Here is a 17,471-nt window from a genome sequence, read left to right as displayed (position 1 = left end):
CTTAATAGTGTCGTAGCATGTTGAACAAATTGTCTATACTAAAAAAAGGAAGTTACCATCCGAACTATAGGTTTCGGTATGTATTCTTCTTTGTTATTGCCTGCACCATTTTTGTGGGCACAAGTATCTGGCATGCTTTCGGCTGGCGCACAGGTTCCCCAAGTGCCGCATCGTATCAGCAATTGCTGCCACAATTCTATTTCGTCCTATTACTGGTTGGTATCTCGAACAAAGAAAATATCCTAAAGACTCGGCTCCAAGAAGTACAGATATTACTGACTATTGCAGCGCTCATTTTTATGATGGTGCTCATCGGGAACACGGGAGGCCTTTCTGGAATTCCAAATGGTTTAATGCTACCAGCGCTTATCTCGTTGATCATCCGCGGCATGCCAATCCAATTGGTTCGGAAGATCCGGCCTTGGGTGATTGGATTTGTGATATTTAACAGCTTGTTTGCGGTAGCAGAAAGATTATTGTACGTCAATTTCTTTCCCTTTACAGGAAGTGAAACGGGAGGAGGTGTGATAGATGGTACATTCAGAAGTTCTGCGCTGCAAAACCACCCTTTGAACAATGCGTTGATGACTTCCACCATTATGAGCTTTTTGCTTTGGGACAAGTCATTGCCGTTGTTAAAAAAATACGGAGCAATTTGCCTAGGCTTTGTTTCTCTTTTGTGTTTCAATACGCGCAGTTCCATTGTGCTTTGGGGCGTTATATTGGGCGTCCATTTTATTGGCGTGTTATTGTCGAACAAAAAACGTGTAAAGAAAGCGAAGCCTGTATTAATTCTCGGTATGGCGGTCGCAGTTTCTGCATTAATGTACCTACTCTTCGTGGCAGGTTGGGGAAATAGATTGCTAGAGATTGATCTATCTGACGATAGCAGTGCCGCAGCGCGTTTAGAAGTTTGGGCAATTTTCGATTATTACAGTTTAAAAGATTTTCTGTTTGGAACGTCTGCAGAGTCGTTCGGGCGCGTGTTGGATCGAATTGGTATGGCGCGTGTAGAAAATTATTGGTTAATATTTATTGTTCGTTACGGCGTCATTTTCACTGCGTTGCTCACCATTATGTATGTTCGTTTGTTCCGTCGCTTGTTTAGCGGTTATAAGACTATACAAGTGCTATTTATTACCGGAGTTTTTCTGCTGTTAAGTTCTACCAACAACTCATTGGCATTTAGCGAACAGCCATTATCGGTGTTTATTATATGTTGTTACGTGTTTTCACCCAAGCTATTTCCATCAAAAACTAAAAAAGTTCGACGACGTGAAAAAGAAAGAGATTAAGTTTTCCTTTGTTGTTCCGGTTTACAATGCGGAAAAGCATCTTGGAGCATGTATAGAGGCTATTTTGCGAAGCGCGAAAAACGCCGCAAGTGGAATTGAAATTATACTGATAAACGATGGATCAACCGACGACAGTTTAAAAATATTACGCGATTTCGAAGCTGCTCATGATTCTATCATCGTTATTTCTAAAAAGAACACAGGCGTTTCTCCAACACGAAACTTGGGTTTGGAACGAGCAACTGGAGAATATATCTGTTTTGTAGATAGCGACGATCATCTGACAGAAGATTACGTGCTTAAGCTAGAAAACACATTGAAATATTGCGTAGCAGATGTTTTACAAATTGGGTTCGAGCGACGAATTGGCGATCGCATTTTATATCAGGTCGCACCAACGCGATCAAAACAGTACAATGATTTGAATCGATATTTTTCAGTAGAAAATTATACGCATGCGGTTTGGTCGTATGTATTTAAAAGAGGAATCATCGAAACGTATCAAATCAGGTTTGACGAACAATTGCGGTACTCAGAAGATCAAGATTTCATCTTAAAATTTTTCACGAGAACCGCGAACATGGTCACCATCAGTAGTGTGCTGTACTTATACAACGATGTGCCTACATCCGCCGTAAATAGTTCTGCGCAAAATAAGGAAAAGGGTAGAAACCGCGCATTAGCGCAATTAGTAGTGGTAGAGAATCTCTTTAAACAGAAGGTTAATTTACAAGCTTACCACAAAGAAGTAATCAACGATTTAGTGGATGATTACTTCGTCTATGCAGCACGAGTAGATGGATATACACAAGATGAAATTATGGTGGACTACACATATTTCGTGGAGCACTTGCAATCTTCCTATGCGTTGAAAGAAGTGTTATTAAAGAATTTGAAACGTCCTCAGCAAAACCCATCGATGTACTTAGAAAAAATCAAATCAAAAATAAATTGGAAGAAGAAAACGCGAAAAGTACAGAAAATGGTTCGCGGATTGGTCGGTACTTTGTCGTCAAAATATTAATAAAGCATGCCTAAAATGAAAATTATACATGTGGTGCACGATTTCCTTTTTGGCGGAATAGAGAGTTATCTCTATTATTTGGTGCAAGCACAGTCTGCCAATCCGAACTTGGAAGTGGCAATATTATGCTGTCAGGAAGAAAGAAAGGTGGCGAATCCGCGTATGAAAACGTTGGGTGTAAAAATCTATTACGAAGCTATCAAACCATTCGAATGGAGATTGAGTAAATACAGGCGCATTCAGCAAATCGTAAATAACTACGATCTAGCACAATTACATATCTATAAACCATTATTATTGGAGGCACTCAGCCGTTCAAAAACACCAGTAATCTTTACGGTACACACAGCCGGTACAGTACGTCGTGAGCAATCTAAATATGCAAAGCTGAAAGTGAAATTTCAAGTTTCTCAATTGAACAGGTGCTGTTTAGGTGTGGTGAACAACTCGAAATATTCACAAGATTATTGGTTGGAAAAAGGTGTGCGGAAAAAAAACAACGAGGTGATTTACAACGGCGTGCTTTTTAAAGAAAACTTCGACCGTAGTTTGCCATTTGCAACGTTTCCACAACTTAAGCTAGCAAAATTTATCGTTGGTACAAGCTCAAGGTTTATTGGCTGGAAGCGCGTAGATTATCTAATTCAAGCGTTCTCTAAATTTTTAGAAAAAGGCGGCGATGGTACCCTGCTTTTAGTGGGGGATGGCGATGAAAGAGCATCTTTAGAAAATTTGAGTGCAGAATTGAAAATTAGCGACTCCGTTATATTTGCGGGTTTTCAAACTGAAGTAACCGCGTATCAATCGGTGATGAATGTTTGCGTTTTTCCATCCGTTTCAGAACCATTTGGTTTGGTCGCTATCGAATGTATGCACCTCGGAAAACCCGTTTTAGTGATGCGCGATGGAGGCGGATTGCAGGAATTAGTTGAGCAAGTTGAGCCAAAGTTTGTGGTGGAAAATGTGGATGCGCTAGCCGATAAACTATTGACGTTATCCAACGCAAATGCTGAGGATAGCCAAGTTGCCGAACAGCGCACAACATTCGCTGAGAAATTCAATATCTATCAAATCGAATCAAGTTATTATTCTTATTACCAATCGCTGCATGAATAGAATTTTATATTACAAAGGTTATACGCAATACCACAATATTGGTGATCAGTTGATTAACAAAAGTTTGCTTGATCATTTTCGCAAGCATGCATCGATCGTAGTAAGCGATGCTAAAATGCCTGATTTTTATCTGCAGAATTTAGAAGTTACGGATGCAGAACGTGTGTCAAAAAAGGGAAAAGGATTTCATAGCGCTTTGGTCGCTGATGCCTTCAATGCATGTTTCAATCCGCAGAAAAAGGTTTACTTTTTGGCCTCGCCTCCGGGACATCAATTCGATAATTCCTTTGTAACTGGATGCAAGTATGTCCTGACCGGATTATTCTATTTGTTGTTGAATATTCTTGGTGTAGAAATTATCAAGATTGGGTTTTCCATTGGGCCACTGAGTAGTATGGGAAAGATTGGCGAACGCTTTCGCGCTTGGTTCGTAAGAAACTACTACGTGCGAGATTCCATTTCCCTGAAATACGCAAAAGGAATTGGTGTAAACCATGCAAAGTTCTTCCCGGATTTGTGCTGGAGTTATCAACCTAATCCGGAAACCCGCATCACCACACCTGATGGATACCCAAGCAGCGCTTTGCCGAAAGTTGTACTATCATTTAGAAGTGCGGTTCATGGCGAATCTGCCGTAGATGCCTACGAACAATCGCTAGTACAGATTCTAGAGCGAATTTTGATGACTCATCAAGATCAATTTCATTTTGAAATAGCTTATCAAGTTGCGTCGGATAAGGATTTTAGTAAACAGCTTTATGAAACATTTAAAAGCCGTTTTCCAATTACCTTACGCCAAGAGCAGATTGATCTGCAAGGGGCGGGTTATTATAGCTCGGCTGATTTTGTATTGACGAATCGACTGCACGTTGCTTTGTTGGCTTATAAGTTCGCGTGTCTACCAATCATCCTCACCGATATTCAGCAACACGCCAAAATCAACGGAATCTTTTCGGACGCTGGATTGAAAGAGCTCTTGGTGGATACGCAGAAGGGAACGCCGACCGCACTTACGAATGTCGCTCACGTGTTGCAAAATAAAACACTATTGCTGGCAAAGTTGCAAAGCGAAGAATCTGCGTATCATCAGCTGGCAATCAACATCATGTCGGATATTTTTAAAACGTAAGTATGGTTTTCTCAATAATTATACCTCATAAAAATGCTACCCAACTGCTGCAACGCTTGTTAGAATCTATTCCGCAACGAATTGATTTGGAAGTGATCGTAGTGGACGATAATAGCGATGTGCAAGAAATTGCTAATCTTGAGAAACTACAAGCCGGTTATGCATTTTCGCTATATCACAACAAAGGAAAGCGAGGAGCCGGCGCTAGTCGGAATGTGGGCCTAGAGCATGCGCGTGGTAAATACGTGTTACTGGCGGATTCGGATGATTTTTTCAACAAAGGTTTCCATGATGAACTGGATCGCGTTGCTAAAAAAGAAATAGATGTTTTCTATTATAAAGTGTACTCTGCTGATTCGGATACTTACGAAGAAAGTCATCGCCATTTGTTCTTCAATGATTTAATCGATGCTCACCAGCAAAAGGGCAAACGTGATGTGCTGTACAAGTATTCCGTGCCTTGGGGTAAGATTTACCGCCGTCAATTTATTGAGGATCATCACATCCGTTTCGCGGAAGTGATTGCCGGTAACGATATGTGGTTTTCATGTCGTTGTGGCGTGCTGGCCAAAACGTTTGAGATATCTGATTTTGTTTTATACACGGTGACCATCCGAGACGGAAGCATCGTGAATACTATTAAGCCCGAATATTTTCTGGCTCGATTTGACGAAACCATCCGAGTGAACAATATGCTTCGCCAAAGCAAATTGAGCGCATACCAATACTCGGTTTTATATTTTGTCTCAAAAGCACACCAATTCGGTGTTAAATCATACATTGCCAAAGAAATCCTTCGCAATCGAAGTAATATCTTCATCGGTTTAGAGAAGATATTCGACTACAAAAAGGTAATGATTGATCGGGAAAATAAGCGTAAAAGTAAAAATTGATGAAAAGAACAGTTAAACTGTTAAACATAGATATCCTCGATATCAGCACGGAAGAATTATTAAAATCTTTCGACGAAGGTGTTCTTATCACGCCGAATGTGGATCATTTAATTAAACTGCAGAAAGACGCAGAATTGTATCAAATCTACCAACAAACGGATTGGGTAATTTGCGATAGCAAAATTGTACAACTTGGATTGAAATTTTTGGGAAAACCTGTGAAAGAGGTGATTCCCGGTTCTTCATTCTTTCCAGCTTACTATAATTTTCACCGTAATAATGATGCAGTTAAAATCTTTTTGATGGGCGCAGCAGAGGGCGTTGCCGAAAAAGCGGCAGTGAAAATTAATGAAAAGGTTGGGCGCGAAATCGTGATCGGTCATCATTCTCCGACTTATGGTTTTGAGAAAAACGAACAAGAGTGCTTGGACATTGTCGACAAAATTAACCAATCTGGTGCGACGGTATTAGTGGTCGGTGTGGGTGCTCCGAAACAAGAAAAATGGATTTTTAAGTACAAACATTTGATGCTTGGAGTGAAAGTTTTTATGGCACTCGGGGCGACAATTGATTTCGAAGCTGGAACACTGAAAAGAGCTCCAGTTCTGATGCAAAAACTATCGCTGGAATGGTTATATAGAATGTGGAAAGAACCGGGACGGCTCTGGAAGCGTTATATGGTGGATGATTTGCCGTTTTTTACCCTAATATTTAAAGAAAAGCGTTGTGTATATAAGAATCCCTTTGGGAAATAGTGATATTTTAGCATAAATGATTTTTTCATTTTTATAATAATTAGACAAATGAGCAAAATTAAGAAGATAACCTGTATTGGCGCTGGATATGTAGGCGGACCTACGATGTCAGTCATCGCGCAGAAGAACCCAGATATCGATATTACTGTAGTAGATTTAAATCAAGCTCGCATTGCGGCATGGAACGATGAGAATCTTGAAAATTTACCTGTTTACGAGCCTGGCTTGGATGCTGTGGTGCGAGAAGCACGCGGCAGAAACTTATTCTTTTCTACCGATGTGAATAAGGCAATTGCTGAAGCAGACATGATATTTATCTCAGTAAATACTCCGACGAAAACGTATGGTAAAGGGAAAGGACAAGCAGCAGACTTGAAATATATCGAGCTTTGTGCACGTCAAATCGCTGAAGTTGCTACTTCCGATAAAATTGTAGTAGAGAAATCTACGCTACCAGTACGTACCGCAGAGGCACTAAAAAGTATTTTGGATCATACGGGCAATGGTGTAAACTTCCATATCCTTTCTAATCCCGAATTCTTAGCAGAGGGAACGGCCATCACCGATTTACACAATCCGGATCGCGTATTGATTGGTGGAGAGAGTGCAGAAGCGATTGAGGCCTTGGTACAGGTTTACGAAGCTTGGGTGCCACGCGAACGCATACTAACGACGAATTTGTGGTCTTCCGAGTTATCTAAATTAGTAGCTAACGCATTTTTAGCGCAACGCGTTTCCAGTATAAATGCGATTTCCGAATTATGCGAAGTAACAGGTGCAAACGTAGAAGAAGTTTCAAAAGCAATCGGACAAGATTCGCGAATTGGATCGAAATTCTTAAAAGCTTCGGTAGGTTTTGGAGGTTCTTGTTTTCAAAAAGATATTTTGAATTTGGTGTACATCGCACGTTCGTACAACCTGCGAGAGGTAGCCGATTATTGGGAACAAGTGATTTTGCTGAACGACCATCAGAAAACGCGTTTTGCAGAAAAAATCATACAAACCATGTACAACACCGTCAATGGAAAGCACGTTGGTTTCTTGGGCTGGGCGTTCAAAAAAGACACGAACGACACACGCGAATCGGCTGCGATTTATGTTGCCGATCACCTGTTGGCAGAAGAAGCTAATGTCGTCGTTTACGATCCAAAAGTAACAGCGGAACAGATTTATAAAGATTTGGATTATTTGGGCACACGTTCTCCAGAGGATAACCGACGTTTAGTTCGAGTAGTAAACGATCCTTACGAGGCATTGTCTGGTGCACACGCTGCTGCAGTGTTGACCGAATGGGACGAATTTAAAACCTATGATTGGACACGTATCAAAGAAGATATGAAACGCCCTTCTTTTGTGTTTGATGGACGTAAACTGCTGAATAGATTAGAGTTGGAAACGTTAGGATTTGCTTACTACGCAATAGGAGAATAGTGATTTCATCATCCGGTACAGAATAAAATAATGGATAAAACGTTTTAAAAGGAGGGTTCGCCCTCCTTTATTTTTACAACGAGTATTCATAATTAAAGTAAAACGATGTGTATGATAGATACAAACATAAATCATGTTCCAGCACAATTTCCCTCCAACAGTTACATTACGAATAGAACCCGGCAGCTGCTTCATAATTTGGTGAAGATTGGTCGTAGCGATCAAGTTATTCTAGGGCATCAAAGTACAAATACCTTGTCTAGAACTGGTTGGCGCGGATTAGAGGAAAGTGATTTTAAAGATGTAACCGGACAATTCCCTGGAATGGTCGCTTACGATCTCGGTTGGATAGAGCGCGGAAATGGTCGAGTTTGGTTGGATGGATCTACCTCGCGCGTGGTTGATGCTATCAAATACGCCTATGCAAAAGGTCTTTTGGTCTCGCTCTCTTGGCACACACGAAATCCATTGGATATAAATCATGACCAAAAGAACCGTGCTGCCAATGGAAAAGTGAAAGATTTTGGAAATACCGTTAGTAAAATCTTGAATGATAAGGCAATACAACAACAATACCTGACGTGGCTGGATACGCTGTCTGCATTTTTTCATAAATTAGTGGACGACAGGGGAGAGGAAATTCCGGTGTTGTTTCGACCCTTTCATGAATGTACCGGGAAATGGTTTTGGTGGGGAGCAGGGCGCTGTACGGATGAAGAATACATTAACCTTTATCGACTGACACACGAATATTTGAGTAAACAAAAAGGCGTGGACAATATTCTTTGGGTGTATAATACGGATCGTGTATCTTCTGAAGAAGAATACAAGAAGCGATATCCAGGGAATGAATATATTGATTTGTGTTCGATGGATTTTTACGATTATGAAAACTATAAGCCAGAGGTTTTAAAAGCTAGATTATCTAAATCATTAGACGCTATGCGTAGCGCATCGAAAAAGCTAGGTAAATCATATTTCATTGCTGAAGGTGGCAAAAAGAATAATACGGATGTCAGTTACTTCACTTCGCGATGCGCCCAATTCTTTCCAAAGGATTTGGTCGCTTTTTGTTTCTGGGTGAACAGCCAAAACAATTACTACGTACCATTCAAAGGCGATCCTAATGCTGAGGATTTTGTAGAGATGATACGCGAAAATGGTCTTCTTTTGGAAGACGATGTAAAAAAGTTGAAGATTTATAGTTAGCGTGAGAGATTACCAAGATGTAATCCTACTGATAAACATTTTCTTAAAAGTCGATATAAGGCGTGAATTAAAATTCACGCCTTATGTGCACCATCAATCCTGCGCCACTTGGGAGCATGCCTCCCTGATCTATCGCGAACATTCCTCCTAGCCACGTGTTTGAGAAAAGCCGCTTCTCTGTCTGTAAAAATGCTGAAAACTGGTTTACAGGTACAAACATTTCGCTATGCGGTTGGTGGAAAGTTCTGCCGGTAGATTTTCCATATTCGCTTGTTGCGAACGTACCATAGTGCTTCGCATAAGTTATTTTTGTAAGCACATTCCAATCAAATATATGCCCACTGGCACCAATATGAGTTGCTACCACACGATTACTGATAAAGAAATCAAAGGGGAAATGTGCTTGTCCAGGTCTAGCAGACAGCGCCGTAATGATAAGAGGAGTACCCATTCCAACATCTCGATAAGACCAGCCTTCCAGATATTCGGAATTGTTGTAGTAGTCCTCGTCTCCAGAAGCAGTTGCCTTAGACCAAGGGTAACCAGCTTGATCTTTCGAATAAAAGAATTCGACCAAAATTTTCCGCCAATCCCATTTTTTTGAATTTTTTCGGTACAAATTATTACTTAGTGTAAGACCATTTAATCCATCTCGTATATTTGCCAGTTTTGATAATGCACCTACATCATAAATGTTTTGTCGGTACGCCATTAGGGTAACTTTTCCAAAGTTATAAGAGGCACCTAAATCAAGCGAACCCTGATGGTTGCCAATTTTGGAGCGAGGTATGGGATTTCCTTGCCCACCATATGCTGTTCCCAAGGTGACATAAGTGAGCGTTTGTAGAAAATTAAGGTCAAAATCTTTGCCATATCGCTTACTTTCGCCGCCCCATTGTACTTGGTGATTGAATCCTCCATAGAGTTGTAATTTCCACGCTTCACGACCTAATCGCCCATAAAGAGATTTCTGGTGTAGAAAAGTATTAAGTCGATAATCGTCTACAGGAACTCGGAATGATGAGGGTTTTAATTCAAATTTCCCCATATATCCATTAGCAAAATTACCTTTGAATGAAAATAGACCATCAAACCAAGGTAATCGATAATATTCTGGGATACTGATCTCAAACTTCGGCACGCCCAAGGCATTGCCAGATACCGCAAAATTTCCTGAAGTTAACAGCGTGTCTCCGTTGAGTCCCATCACATCGCGGCTGCGACCTAATCGTGCTTCAAACATGGCAAATCGTACTTTTGCATGTGCTTCGATGATTTGTGCCTGTAAAGTACGGCCGATATTTGCCCTACCTTCTAAGCTGTATCCCCAATCCCAAAGCGAATTATTATTGGATTCTCGCCCTTTCCATTCGCCAGGCTGGCGATAATCCTTGAAACTCCGAACCAACAGGCTTCCTGAACCTCCTTCTAAGGGGATGGATCCAAATTGATTGGAACGCATCCAAAAGGGAACTTGGCGATCACCGGCGTAGCCACCTTCCAATTGTAATGAAAATCCAGAAGTGCGACTGCTGTCTTTTTCGAGGATCGTTTGGGCACGGAGACTCCCACATACAAGGCTAAAAACGCCTATAATGGCAACAATAAAATTCTTCATGAGTAGATGTTCTACTTAAAGATAGCAAATGTATGCCAAGCTGCAAATTATAAGATAAGCTAATTCGATTTATAGATTAAATCCTTGAAATCTTGTTGTTTAATGCTAGGGATTATCTCTGTAATAATCCGTATATTTAAAGAGTTTAAATGTGCCGTATCAAAAACATGCAAAATCTCACTCTAATCTGTCAATCCGATCCTAAGCTTTTGACACATCTGCGTCGAGATTAGTAATTGAAGATAGCCAGACAAAAAAATTATAAAAAAACAATTCTCCGTGAGCAACATCATCCACGTAATTCTGACAGGCGGCGTAGGAAGTCGACTGTGGCCTTTATCTCGAAAAAGCAATCCAAAGCAATATCTAAAACTATTTAAAGAAGGTTCGCTCTTCGCCATGACCGTCATGCGCAACCAAACGCTGTGCGACCAAGTGACTGTAGTGGGCAACTGCGACAACCACCAACTCAGTCAAGAAGTAATGGATGCGCAAGATATCGCCTATACCGATATTATTGAGGCGACGCCTCGTAACACGGCTGCAGCAATTGCTTTCGCTGCTTTCGCCGCTAATCCAGATGATATTTTGATTGTAACACCATCTGACCACGTGATCGTGGGTGAAGAAGCTTATAGCCAAGCAATGCAAGCCGGTATAGCCAAAGCGCAACAAGGGTATATCGTGACCTTTGGGATTAAACCAGTACGTCCAGAAACAGGCTACGGTTATATTGAATTTCAAGAGGATCAAGTGCTATCCTTCCGCGAGAAACCCAATCAAGACACGGCGGAAGATTTTATCGAAAGGGGAAATTTCCTTTGGAACTCGGGTATGTTTTGCTTTCGGGCAGATACGTTATTACAAGAGTTGCAGCAGTTTGAGCCGCAGGTGTATGCGACCGCATTAGCCACTTGGAAGAGTCAAAAAGATGGCTATTTAGATGAATCTCTGTCGAAGAAAATTCCATCCATCAGTATCGACTATGCCGTGATGGAACGTTCCAAGAAAATCCGCGTAGTGGCGACAGAGTTTGCGTGGTCTGATTTGGGATCTTTCGAATCATTGTACGATTACCTGGTACAAACCGGACATCCGGTCGATGAAAATGGCAACATGGTGTTGGGATCAGATCTGTATACAGCCTTTGTTGGCCTAAAAAATACCATTGTGGTATCGACGCCTGATGCGATGCTCTTTGTTCAAAAAGAAAAGTCACAAGACGTTAAGAAAGTATATAACACCCTAGAAAAGCATCAATCCAAATTGATCGACTAGCACAAACTTAACTAGGGCGAACATTCTATTCTAAAAAGCGTATCTTCGATTCATCAATATTCGATGGATCGATGGATACGCTTAAAAAGACACACTACTTCGCTAAAAGATTATCGCTTTTTCTCCTCTTTGCTGGGCTGGCACAATTTGCTGTTGGGCAGATTAAGTATCAACCCTATTCCTATCAACGATATCAGTATTTTCAGAAGGAGCTCTATAACGACACTACCCTTGGACATACTGCTGTAAAACCTTTAGTAAAAAAGTCATTAGGATATTCGGATGATCCACTTAGACCTGCTGATACGTCTAAAAACTGGTTTCTTCGAAAAATATTCGATGAACATTTGGTGCAGATCGTGAAGGAGGATCATACTTTCTATCTCGATTTTTTGCCCGATTTAATAATTGGAACACAGCGTGGTACGAATCAGAAAAATTTGTGGACTAATACCCGCGGTGCACAAGCCGGACTAACCGTAGGGGAGAAGTTCTCTTTGTACGTCAATTTTTTTGAAAATCAGGCACGCTTCCCAACACATATAGACAACAGTGCTTTGCGCATTGGTGGCTTGCCTGGGCAAGGGTTTTCCAAGAATGTTCCAACCAGTGAATTTGACTGGATGAATACGACGGTGAATATGACTTACGAGGTAGATACTGCATTTCGTGTGACCTTGGCCTATGATAAATTGCACATTGGTGATGGCTATCGCTCCATGTTGGTATCCGAAAGCCCGTACAATTTTGCACACGCTCATTTCTCTGGAAAGGTGAAGCGCTTTCAATACAATAGTATTTGGGGTACGATGTTAGATAGATTCAATCCACGTGAGTATGGTGGTGATCAAGCATTCACCACACGTTTAGGAGAGGGTGTAAAGTATGCGGCTTTTCAATATGTGGATTATCTTGCGACCAATAATCTGACGATTGGTGCATTTCATTCCTTGATCTGGGCGCAAGATCATGGTCTCGAGGAATCGGGAGCAAATGGCGGTTTGGGCTTAAATGTGAAGTATCGACCAATTCCTAAATGGATTGTTTATGGACAATTGTATGCGGATCGACTCTCCAAGTTTAGCTTCAATAAAGATAGTGATCGTCGTACTTCTTATCAATTTGGTGTCAAAACGCACGATCTATTTAATGTGGATCGATTAAACGCTACTGTAGAATTCAATCAAGCTGCACCATATACGTATCAAAACGAAAACAACCGCATCAATTATAGCAATAATGGTGAACCGATTGCACATCCAAATGGTGCAAATTTTCGGGAAATATTAGGTATACTGACGTACCGTTGGAAACGGTTTGATTTGTATGGGCAAAGTATGTATGCTCGTTATGGTGTAGATTCAGATATATCAACCAACGTTGGTCAAGATATATTTCGGCAGGATATTCCACAGTTGGGGAATCGTATTGGACAGGGCGATCTTCGCAATCTGTTCTATAATGAGTTAAGAGCGGCCTATATCATTAATCCTCGCTATAATCTGCGAGCAGAAGTCGGATTTATCAATAGAATTCAAGATGCGCCGAATTCCATTGGAAAAACGACGGCTAATATCTTCACAATCGGTTTACGATCTACATTCCGTACTTTCCAGACCGAGTATTAATTTAGATCTTAGTTGTTAATATACCAACAGAGCCTGATAAAATTGATTATCAGGCTCTGTTGGTATGATCGGTCTATCTCAGATCGATTTATTTCATTTCATTTAATATAACTGTTCCGTCGTACTTCTTGTCTACCACTAAGGCAATGCTTGAACGCGTAGTATCAGGTTGTGCTGAACCACTCACCCAACGGTACGAAAACACCACTTCATCAGGCTCAGAATCACGTAAGCTAATCGGTTGCACAGTGGTGCGCAAAGCTGGATCTGGTGCTAAAACTGCGATGACGTAGTTTTTAGAGAAATCAATCTCATGTGCCTTTTTGTCTTCTTCGGTGCAATAAAAAATACGGTCGAATTCTTCTTTAGTTTCTATTTTGGGATTCGAAGGCACTTCTTTAACCGTATGTTTGACTAAGAAATGATCGGCTACCTCGTAGTCTATGTGCATATTGTCATCTCCAGTAGTAGGTTCCTCCAAAGCAGGATCAACCGCTTGCTCATGGGCATTTTGCGGGCCACTATTGCAAGCACTCATTAAAAATACGGCCGCACCTGCGACCCAAGCTAAGTTGGCTATCTTTTTCATGTCTTATATGTTTTATACTGATAACAACCAGAACGATAGCGTATTGTTTCAAGGAAAAGTATTTGGATGCTGATAAAGGCTGCATATAGCCAAGCATTTCTACTAATATTCATTTAAAAATCGGAGTGAGAATTGCATGTTATGGCAAAACAATTTCGGTTCTCTTTAAGTTCTATCTTTGTCTTAGATGCGTTCTGTTATAACAGTATTCTTTGTGTGATATTTCCAAAATTGCAATCTCTTTTCATGATTAAAATACCATTTTTCATCATGCTTTGCATGCTCTTAAGCACTTCCTCACAGGCACAATTTAACAGCTTGCCCTTTGAGTGGAATGTGCATGTGGGTGGAAGCTACTTTAGTGCTCCGTCTTTCAATCGCGCACTGGAAAATCAAGATCTGAGCGCTATCTCACCCGTGGGCATTAACGTGGCGTTAGGAATTGCTTATCGCTTGAATAAGGTGCTGCTAGGCGGAAATGTTTCGCGGATGTATGGTATCGGTCGGGATAGCAAATTTGGCGCGACGACGCCAACAGTTTTCGTCGCGACCAACATGTTCCACATCAATCGCTGGGTGGTCGTGCCATCATTGGGCGTCGGCGCTCAGTTTGCTACTGCACTCCTTGATAAGGATAACATAGGAGGCAGTTTCGATGATTATTTAACGACAGCATCCAATCAAACACGCTTCAGCCACACCACACCGGTGGTAGATCTCGGAATCACTTTCAAGACTTATGATCTCTTTACAGCAACGTATCGTACAAAATTTAAAATGGGCTACCAAACTGGTCTTAGTCGACGGCCGTGGAAAGTGGGAAATACCGAATTGGCAAATGCACCACGCGATCGCACCGGGACGGTGTATCTACAATTAAGCATGGGAATCGGTAGGTAGTGTGTTGGGCGACTGAAAGAATCGTAAAAACGCTGCTGCCGATGAGGTGAAAAAGGATCGACAGCAGCGTTGTAATATGTGATATTAGAAACGAATATTCAACCCGAATAAGAAGTTGGTTGTTGCTTGTGGGAAGTAGAAATTATAGAAATTATGCGTTCCCGATGGATCAATGGAGCCCCAGGTATAGCCATTGGTAGCAAACTTGGCATTCAGCACATTGTTTACCGCCAAGTTCAGATCCACGCGCTCCAATCCCCAAGCAGATAAGGTATACACTGCGCGAAGATTATTGACAAATGAAGGGTCAATACTTCTATCTAAAGACGATGTATTATCCAAATACATACGCGATACATATTTACTCGTCAGGCTCAAGGCCAAAGGTTCTAGTGGACGGTAGGTAAAATCACTGGATAAGACCGTGCTCGGTGAAAGCGCAATATTCGTTTTGTCATACATGTTTATCTGCTCTCCGGCTAATTCCCAAGAAGCATCATAGATCGGAATGTATTCCACAAAATTACGAATCTTGTTAGCACTCAACGCCGCCGTAGCGCGCCATTCGAACTGTGGAGAAATTATCCATGCACCATCGAACTCCACGCCGGTACGATAACTATCTGGAACATTCTGGCGGATGGATCCGCCCACATCATTCAAAGCACCTGTCGAGATCAACTGATCTTTGTAGATCATCGCGTAGGCATTCACCCCCAAATTAAACTTCGCTTGGCGTAATCGATAACCCACTTCCACATTATGCATCCGTTCTGGTCTTGGGAATTCATTAAGCGGATTCTCCGCATAATCTTTGCGCACCGGCTCCTTACTCGCATAAGCATACGAGCCATAGATATTTGCCGATTCGTTGATAAAGTATGTAGCGCCAGCCTTTGGATTAAAGAAATTGAGATTATCTCGGAAGTTCAGGTATACTTCCCTATGATCAGGACCTTCTGCACGGTAGTTGATGTTGCGGTATTGTAGATCAAGGTTCAGCAACCAATTCTCTGTTCTGTAATCGGCTTTACCATAGATGTTGAAGTCAGTCTTTTTGGCATCATTGAGATAGTACCGATCGCCCAAATTTCCAGTAGACGCATACTGTGCCCAAATGACTTCACCATAATGATCGCCAATATATTCATTGTACGCGCCACCTAGCGTAAATCGCAAATTATTGGAAACGGCATAGTTGGCAGAATAGGTAATTCCATAAAAATGATTGTCCAACCAGCGTTGTCTTACCAGATCCGTGCGAGATATCGTGTCCGTACCATGGATAACATTCGGAAGATTATAGCGAGAAAGGCGATCGTCTGCACGGTATTCCTCAAAATAACCCGCACCGCGCGTGTAGTGCAAGGCACTTTGCAAGCTCCATTTCTGGCCGGGAGTATAGTTGTATTGCAAGTGTGCGTGCGTTTGCTGATAGTTGTCAGTTTGGCCATCGTACGTATAGAAATTGTAGCGACGATCTGCATTCAACAAGCGCTCGCGCTCAGGCCCATCATACAATTCCATCGCATCGGCATAGGCTGGTAACTGCTCCCTATTGCCTGTAAGCAAAGGCTCGGGTGTGCCGTACCAAGATTGATAAGTCGTTTGTTTACCCGAAAATAAAGTCGCTTTCAAGGTATGTTTCTGTGTGTACAATCCACCATCCAGATAGAAGGATTGCATATTGGCCGAGGCGCGCTCGACGTATCCGTCCGTTGCGATGCGTGATAAGCGTGCATTGAAAGCATATTTATCTTTGAGTAAACCTGATCCCACTTTGACCGTGTTTTTCCAAGAGTTAAATGAGCCGTAGGAGTTATTTAATTCAGCGTAAGGTTGCGTTTCCAATACATCGGTCTGAATGTTGACCGAAGCGCCAAATGCGCCAGCACCATTGGTAGAGGTGCCAATACCGCGCTGCACCTGTATGCTCTCTACCGAAGAGGTAAAGTCGGGTAGATTCACAAAAAAGGAACCCATGCTTTCGGCATCGTTCAGTGGGATGCCATTTAGAGTGATATTAATCCGTTCATTGTCTGATCCGCGAATCCGCATGCTCGTGTAGCCGATTCCGGCACCAGCATCTGAACTAACCACAACGCCTGGCGTCTGATCCAACAAGAAAGGAATATCTTGTCCCAAATTTGTTTTGCGTAGCTCCTCTTTGCCGATGTTCCGAAATGTAGTCGCGCTATTTTCGCGCGCTCTTGTTGATTGTACAAATACTTCTCCTGTCTGACGAATGGCAGGTTTTAAAGTGATTTTGAGGTTGGATTGCCCGATAGGAATGGTTTGCGATACCGTTTCGTAGCCTACATAACTTACCCTTACCAGTGTAGAAGCAGTACGTGTAGTGAATTGAGCAGTGCCACGTGAATTTGTCGTTTGTGTTACATGGCCAATAGATACCGTAGCTCCATTAATAGGTTGGGACTGCTCATCGACCACAAGAACAGAAAATTTTTCTTGTGCGAATGCTGCACAGGCCATTAGGCAAAACGCCCATAAAGCAATATAGTGCTTCATCATGTTAATTTGTTTTTTAATCGTTAAACGGAGTGCTGCAAGGGGTTTACAACACTTTCTATTTAACTTCCCTCCCT

General features: G+C 41.7%; 14 protein-coding genes. 11 read left to right on the top strand and 3 right to left on the bottom strand.

What is annotated here, in order from left to right; genetic code table 11:
- Positions 1-17: 17 nt before the first annotated feature.
- From DC487_RS06505 to DC487_RS06470, 8 genes are all read left to right on the top strand, one after another.
- Positions 18-1,295 (top strand): VpsF family polysaccharide biosynthesis protein, encoded by a 1,278-nt coding sequence (locus tag DC487_RS06505; RefSeq protein ID WP_116775160.1) that lies wholly within the window; start codon positions 18-20, stop codon positions 1,293-1,295.
- A complete protein-coding gene (locus tag DC487_RS06500; protein ID WP_116775159.1) occupies positions 1,276-2,319 on the top strand; it encodes a glycosyltransferase family 2 protein in 1,044 nt (347 codons plus the stop codon). The genes DC487_RS06505 and DC487_RS06500 overlap by 20 nt, the downstream gene beginning before the upstream one ends.
- Positions 2,320-2,334: 15 nt before the next feature.
- On the top strand, positions 2,335-3,435 hold the full coding sequence (locus DC487_RS06495; RefSeq protein ID WP_165799033.1) for a glycosyltransferase family 4 protein: 1,101 nt from the start codon (positions 2,335-2,337) through the stop codon (positions 3,433-3,435).
- The gene (locus DC487_RS06490; protein ID WP_165799032.1) at positions 3,428-4,564 is read left to right on the top strand and encodes a polysaccharide pyruvyl transferase family protein; all 1,137 of its coding nucleotides are present in this window, start codon (positions 3,428-3,430) and stop codon (positions 4,562-4,564) included. The genes DC487_RS06495 and DC487_RS06490 overlap by 8 nt, the downstream gene beginning before the upstream one ends.
- Positions 4,565-4,566: 2 nt before the next feature.
- Positions 4,567-5,457: a glycosyltransferase family 2 protein gene (locus DC487_RS06485; RefSeq protein WP_116775156.1), complete on the top strand. Its 891-nt coding sequence runs from the start codon at positions 4,567-4,569 to the stop codon at positions 5,455-5,457.
- Positions 5,457-6,212, top strand: coding sequence for a WecB/TagA/CpsF family glycosyltransferase (locus tag DC487_RS06480; RefSeq protein ID WP_116775155.1), 756 nt, complete (start codon positions 5,457-5,459; stop codon positions 6,210-6,212). The genes DC487_RS06485 and DC487_RS06480 overlap by 1 nt, the downstream gene beginning before the upstream one ends.
- Positions 6,213-6,260: 48 nt before the next feature.
- Positions 6,261-7,643 (top strand): nucleotide sugar dehydrogenase, encoded by a 1,383-nt coding sequence (locus DC487_RS06475; protein ID WP_116775154.1) that lies wholly within the window; start codon positions 6,261-6,263, stop codon positions 7,641-7,643.
- A 111-nt stretch (positions 7,644-7,754) separates the two neighbouring features.
- Entirely contained in the window at positions 7,755-8,852 is a 1,098-nt protein-coding gene (locus DC487_RS06470; protein WP_165799031.1) for a glycoside hydrolase family 26 protein, read from the top strand.
- A gap of 67 nt (positions 8,853-8,919) precedes the next feature.
- Here DC487_RS06470 and DC487_RS06465 read toward each other — a convergent pair whose 3' ends face one another.
- The gene (locus DC487_RS06465) at positions 8,920-10,470 is read right to left on the bottom strand and encodes a capsule assembly Wzi family protein (RefSeq protein ID WP_116775152.1); all 1,551 of its coding nucleotides are present in this window, start codon (positions 10,468-10,470) and stop codon (positions 8,920-8,922) included.
- Positions 10,471-10,749: 279 nt separating this feature from the next.
- Between DC487_RS06465 and DC487_RS06460 the strand changes: the two genes are divergently transcribed.
- A complete protein-coding gene (locus tag DC487_RS06460) occupies positions 10,750-11,748 on the top strand; it encodes a mannose-1-phosphate guanylyltransferase (RefSeq protein WP_116775151.1) in 999 nt (332 codons plus the stop codon).
- A 71-nt stretch (positions 11,749-11,819) separates the two neighbouring features.
- Complete coding sequence (locus DC487_RS06455) at positions 11,820-13,376, top strand: gliding motility protein RemB (RefSeq protein ID WP_116775150.1); 1,557 nt, start codon at positions 11,820-11,822, stop codon at positions 13,374-13,376.
- A gap of 88 nt (positions 13,377-13,464) precedes the next feature.
- On the opposite strand, the gene DC487_RS06450 is transcribed toward DC487_RS06455, so the two are convergent.
- Positions 13,465-13,965 (bottom strand): hypothetical protein, encoded by a 501-nt coding sequence (locus tag DC487_RS06450; RefSeq protein WP_116775149.1) that lies wholly within the window; start codon positions 13,963-13,965, stop codon positions 13,465-13,467.
- Positions 13,966-14,211: 246 nt separating this feature from the next.
- Here DC487_RS06450 and DC487_RS06445 point away from each other — a divergent pair, with 246 nt between their 5' ends.
- On the top strand, positions 14,212-14,865 hold the full coding sequence (locus DC487_RS06445) for a hypothetical protein (protein WP_116775148.1): 654 nt from the start codon (positions 14,212-14,214) through the stop codon (positions 14,863-14,865).
- An 84-nt stretch (positions 14,866-14,949) separates the two neighbouring features.
- Here DC487_RS06445 and DC487_RS06440 read toward each other — a convergent pair whose 3' ends face one another.
- Positions 14,950-17,397 carry a TonB-dependent receptor gene (locus DC487_RS06440; RefSeq protein ID WP_116775147.1) on the bottom strand — a complete coding sequence of 816 codons (2,448 nt, stop codon included), beginning with the start codon at positions 17,395-17,397 and terminating at the stop codon, positions 14,950-14,952.
- Positions 17,398-17,471: the final 74 nt, after the last annotated feature.

Origin of the sequence: Sphingobacterium corticibacter (assembly GCF_003076635.1) — a bacterium.
Taxonomy (GTDB): domain Bacteria; phylum Bacteroidota; class Bacteroidia; order Sphingobacteriales; family Sphingobacteriaceae; genus Sphingobacterium; species Sphingobacterium corticibacter.
Note: the sequence above shows the minus strand (reverse complement) of the source record. Positions and strands in the feature narration are given on the sequence as shown.

What these genes read in the sequence shown, in the direction of transcription:
- DC487_RS06505 (WP_116775160.1), top strand. Translation starts at nt 18, where the DNA reads ATGTTGAACAAATTGTCTATACTAAAAAAAGGAAGTTACCATCCGAAC.
- DC487_RS06495 (WP_165799033.1), top strand. Translation starts at nt 2,335, where the DNA reads ATGAAAATTATACATGTGGTGCACGATTTCCTTTTTGGCGGAATAGAG.
- DC487_RS06490 (WP_165799032.1), top strand. Translation starts at nt 3,428, where the DNA reads ATGAATAGAATTTTATATTACAAAGGTTATACGCAATACCACAATATT.
- DC487_RS06485 (WP_116775156.1), top strand. Translation starts at nt 4,567, where the DNA reads ATGGTTTTCTCAATAATTATACCTCATAAAAATGCTACCCAACTGCTG.
- DC487_RS06480 (WP_116775155.1), top strand. Translation starts at nt 5,457, where the DNA reads ATGAAAAGAACAGTTAAACTGTTAAACATAGATATCCTCGATATCAGC.
- DC487_RS06475 (WP_116775154.1), top strand. Translation starts at nt 6,261, where the DNA reads ATGAGCAAAATTAAGAAGATAACCTGTATTGGCGCTGGATATGTAGGC.
- DC487_RS06470 (WP_165799031.1), top strand. Translation starts at nt 7,755, where the DNA reads ATGATAGATACAAACATAAATCATGTTCCAGCACAATTTCCCTCCAAC.
- DC487_RS06465 (WP_116775152.1), bottom strand. Translation starts at nt 10,470, where the DNA reads ATGAAGAATTTTATTGTTGCCATTATAGGCGTTTTTAGCCTTGTATGT.
- DC487_RS06455 (WP_116775150.1), top strand. Translation starts at nt 11,820, where the DNA reads ATGGATACGCTTAAAAAGACACACTACTTCGCTAAAAGATTATCGCTT.
- DC487_RS06450 (WP_116775149.1), bottom strand. Translation starts at nt 13,965, where the DNA reads ATGAAAAAGATAGCCAACTTAGCTTGGGTCGCAGGTGCGGCCGTATTT.
- DC487_RS06445 (WP_116775148.1), top strand. Translation starts at nt 14,212, where the DNA reads ATGATTAAAATACCATTTTTCATCATGCTTTGCATGCTCTTAAGCACT.
- DC487_RS06440 (WP_116775147.1), bottom strand. Translation starts at nt 17,397, where the DNA reads ATGATGAAGCACTATATTGCTTTATGGGCGTTTTGCCTAATGGCCTGT.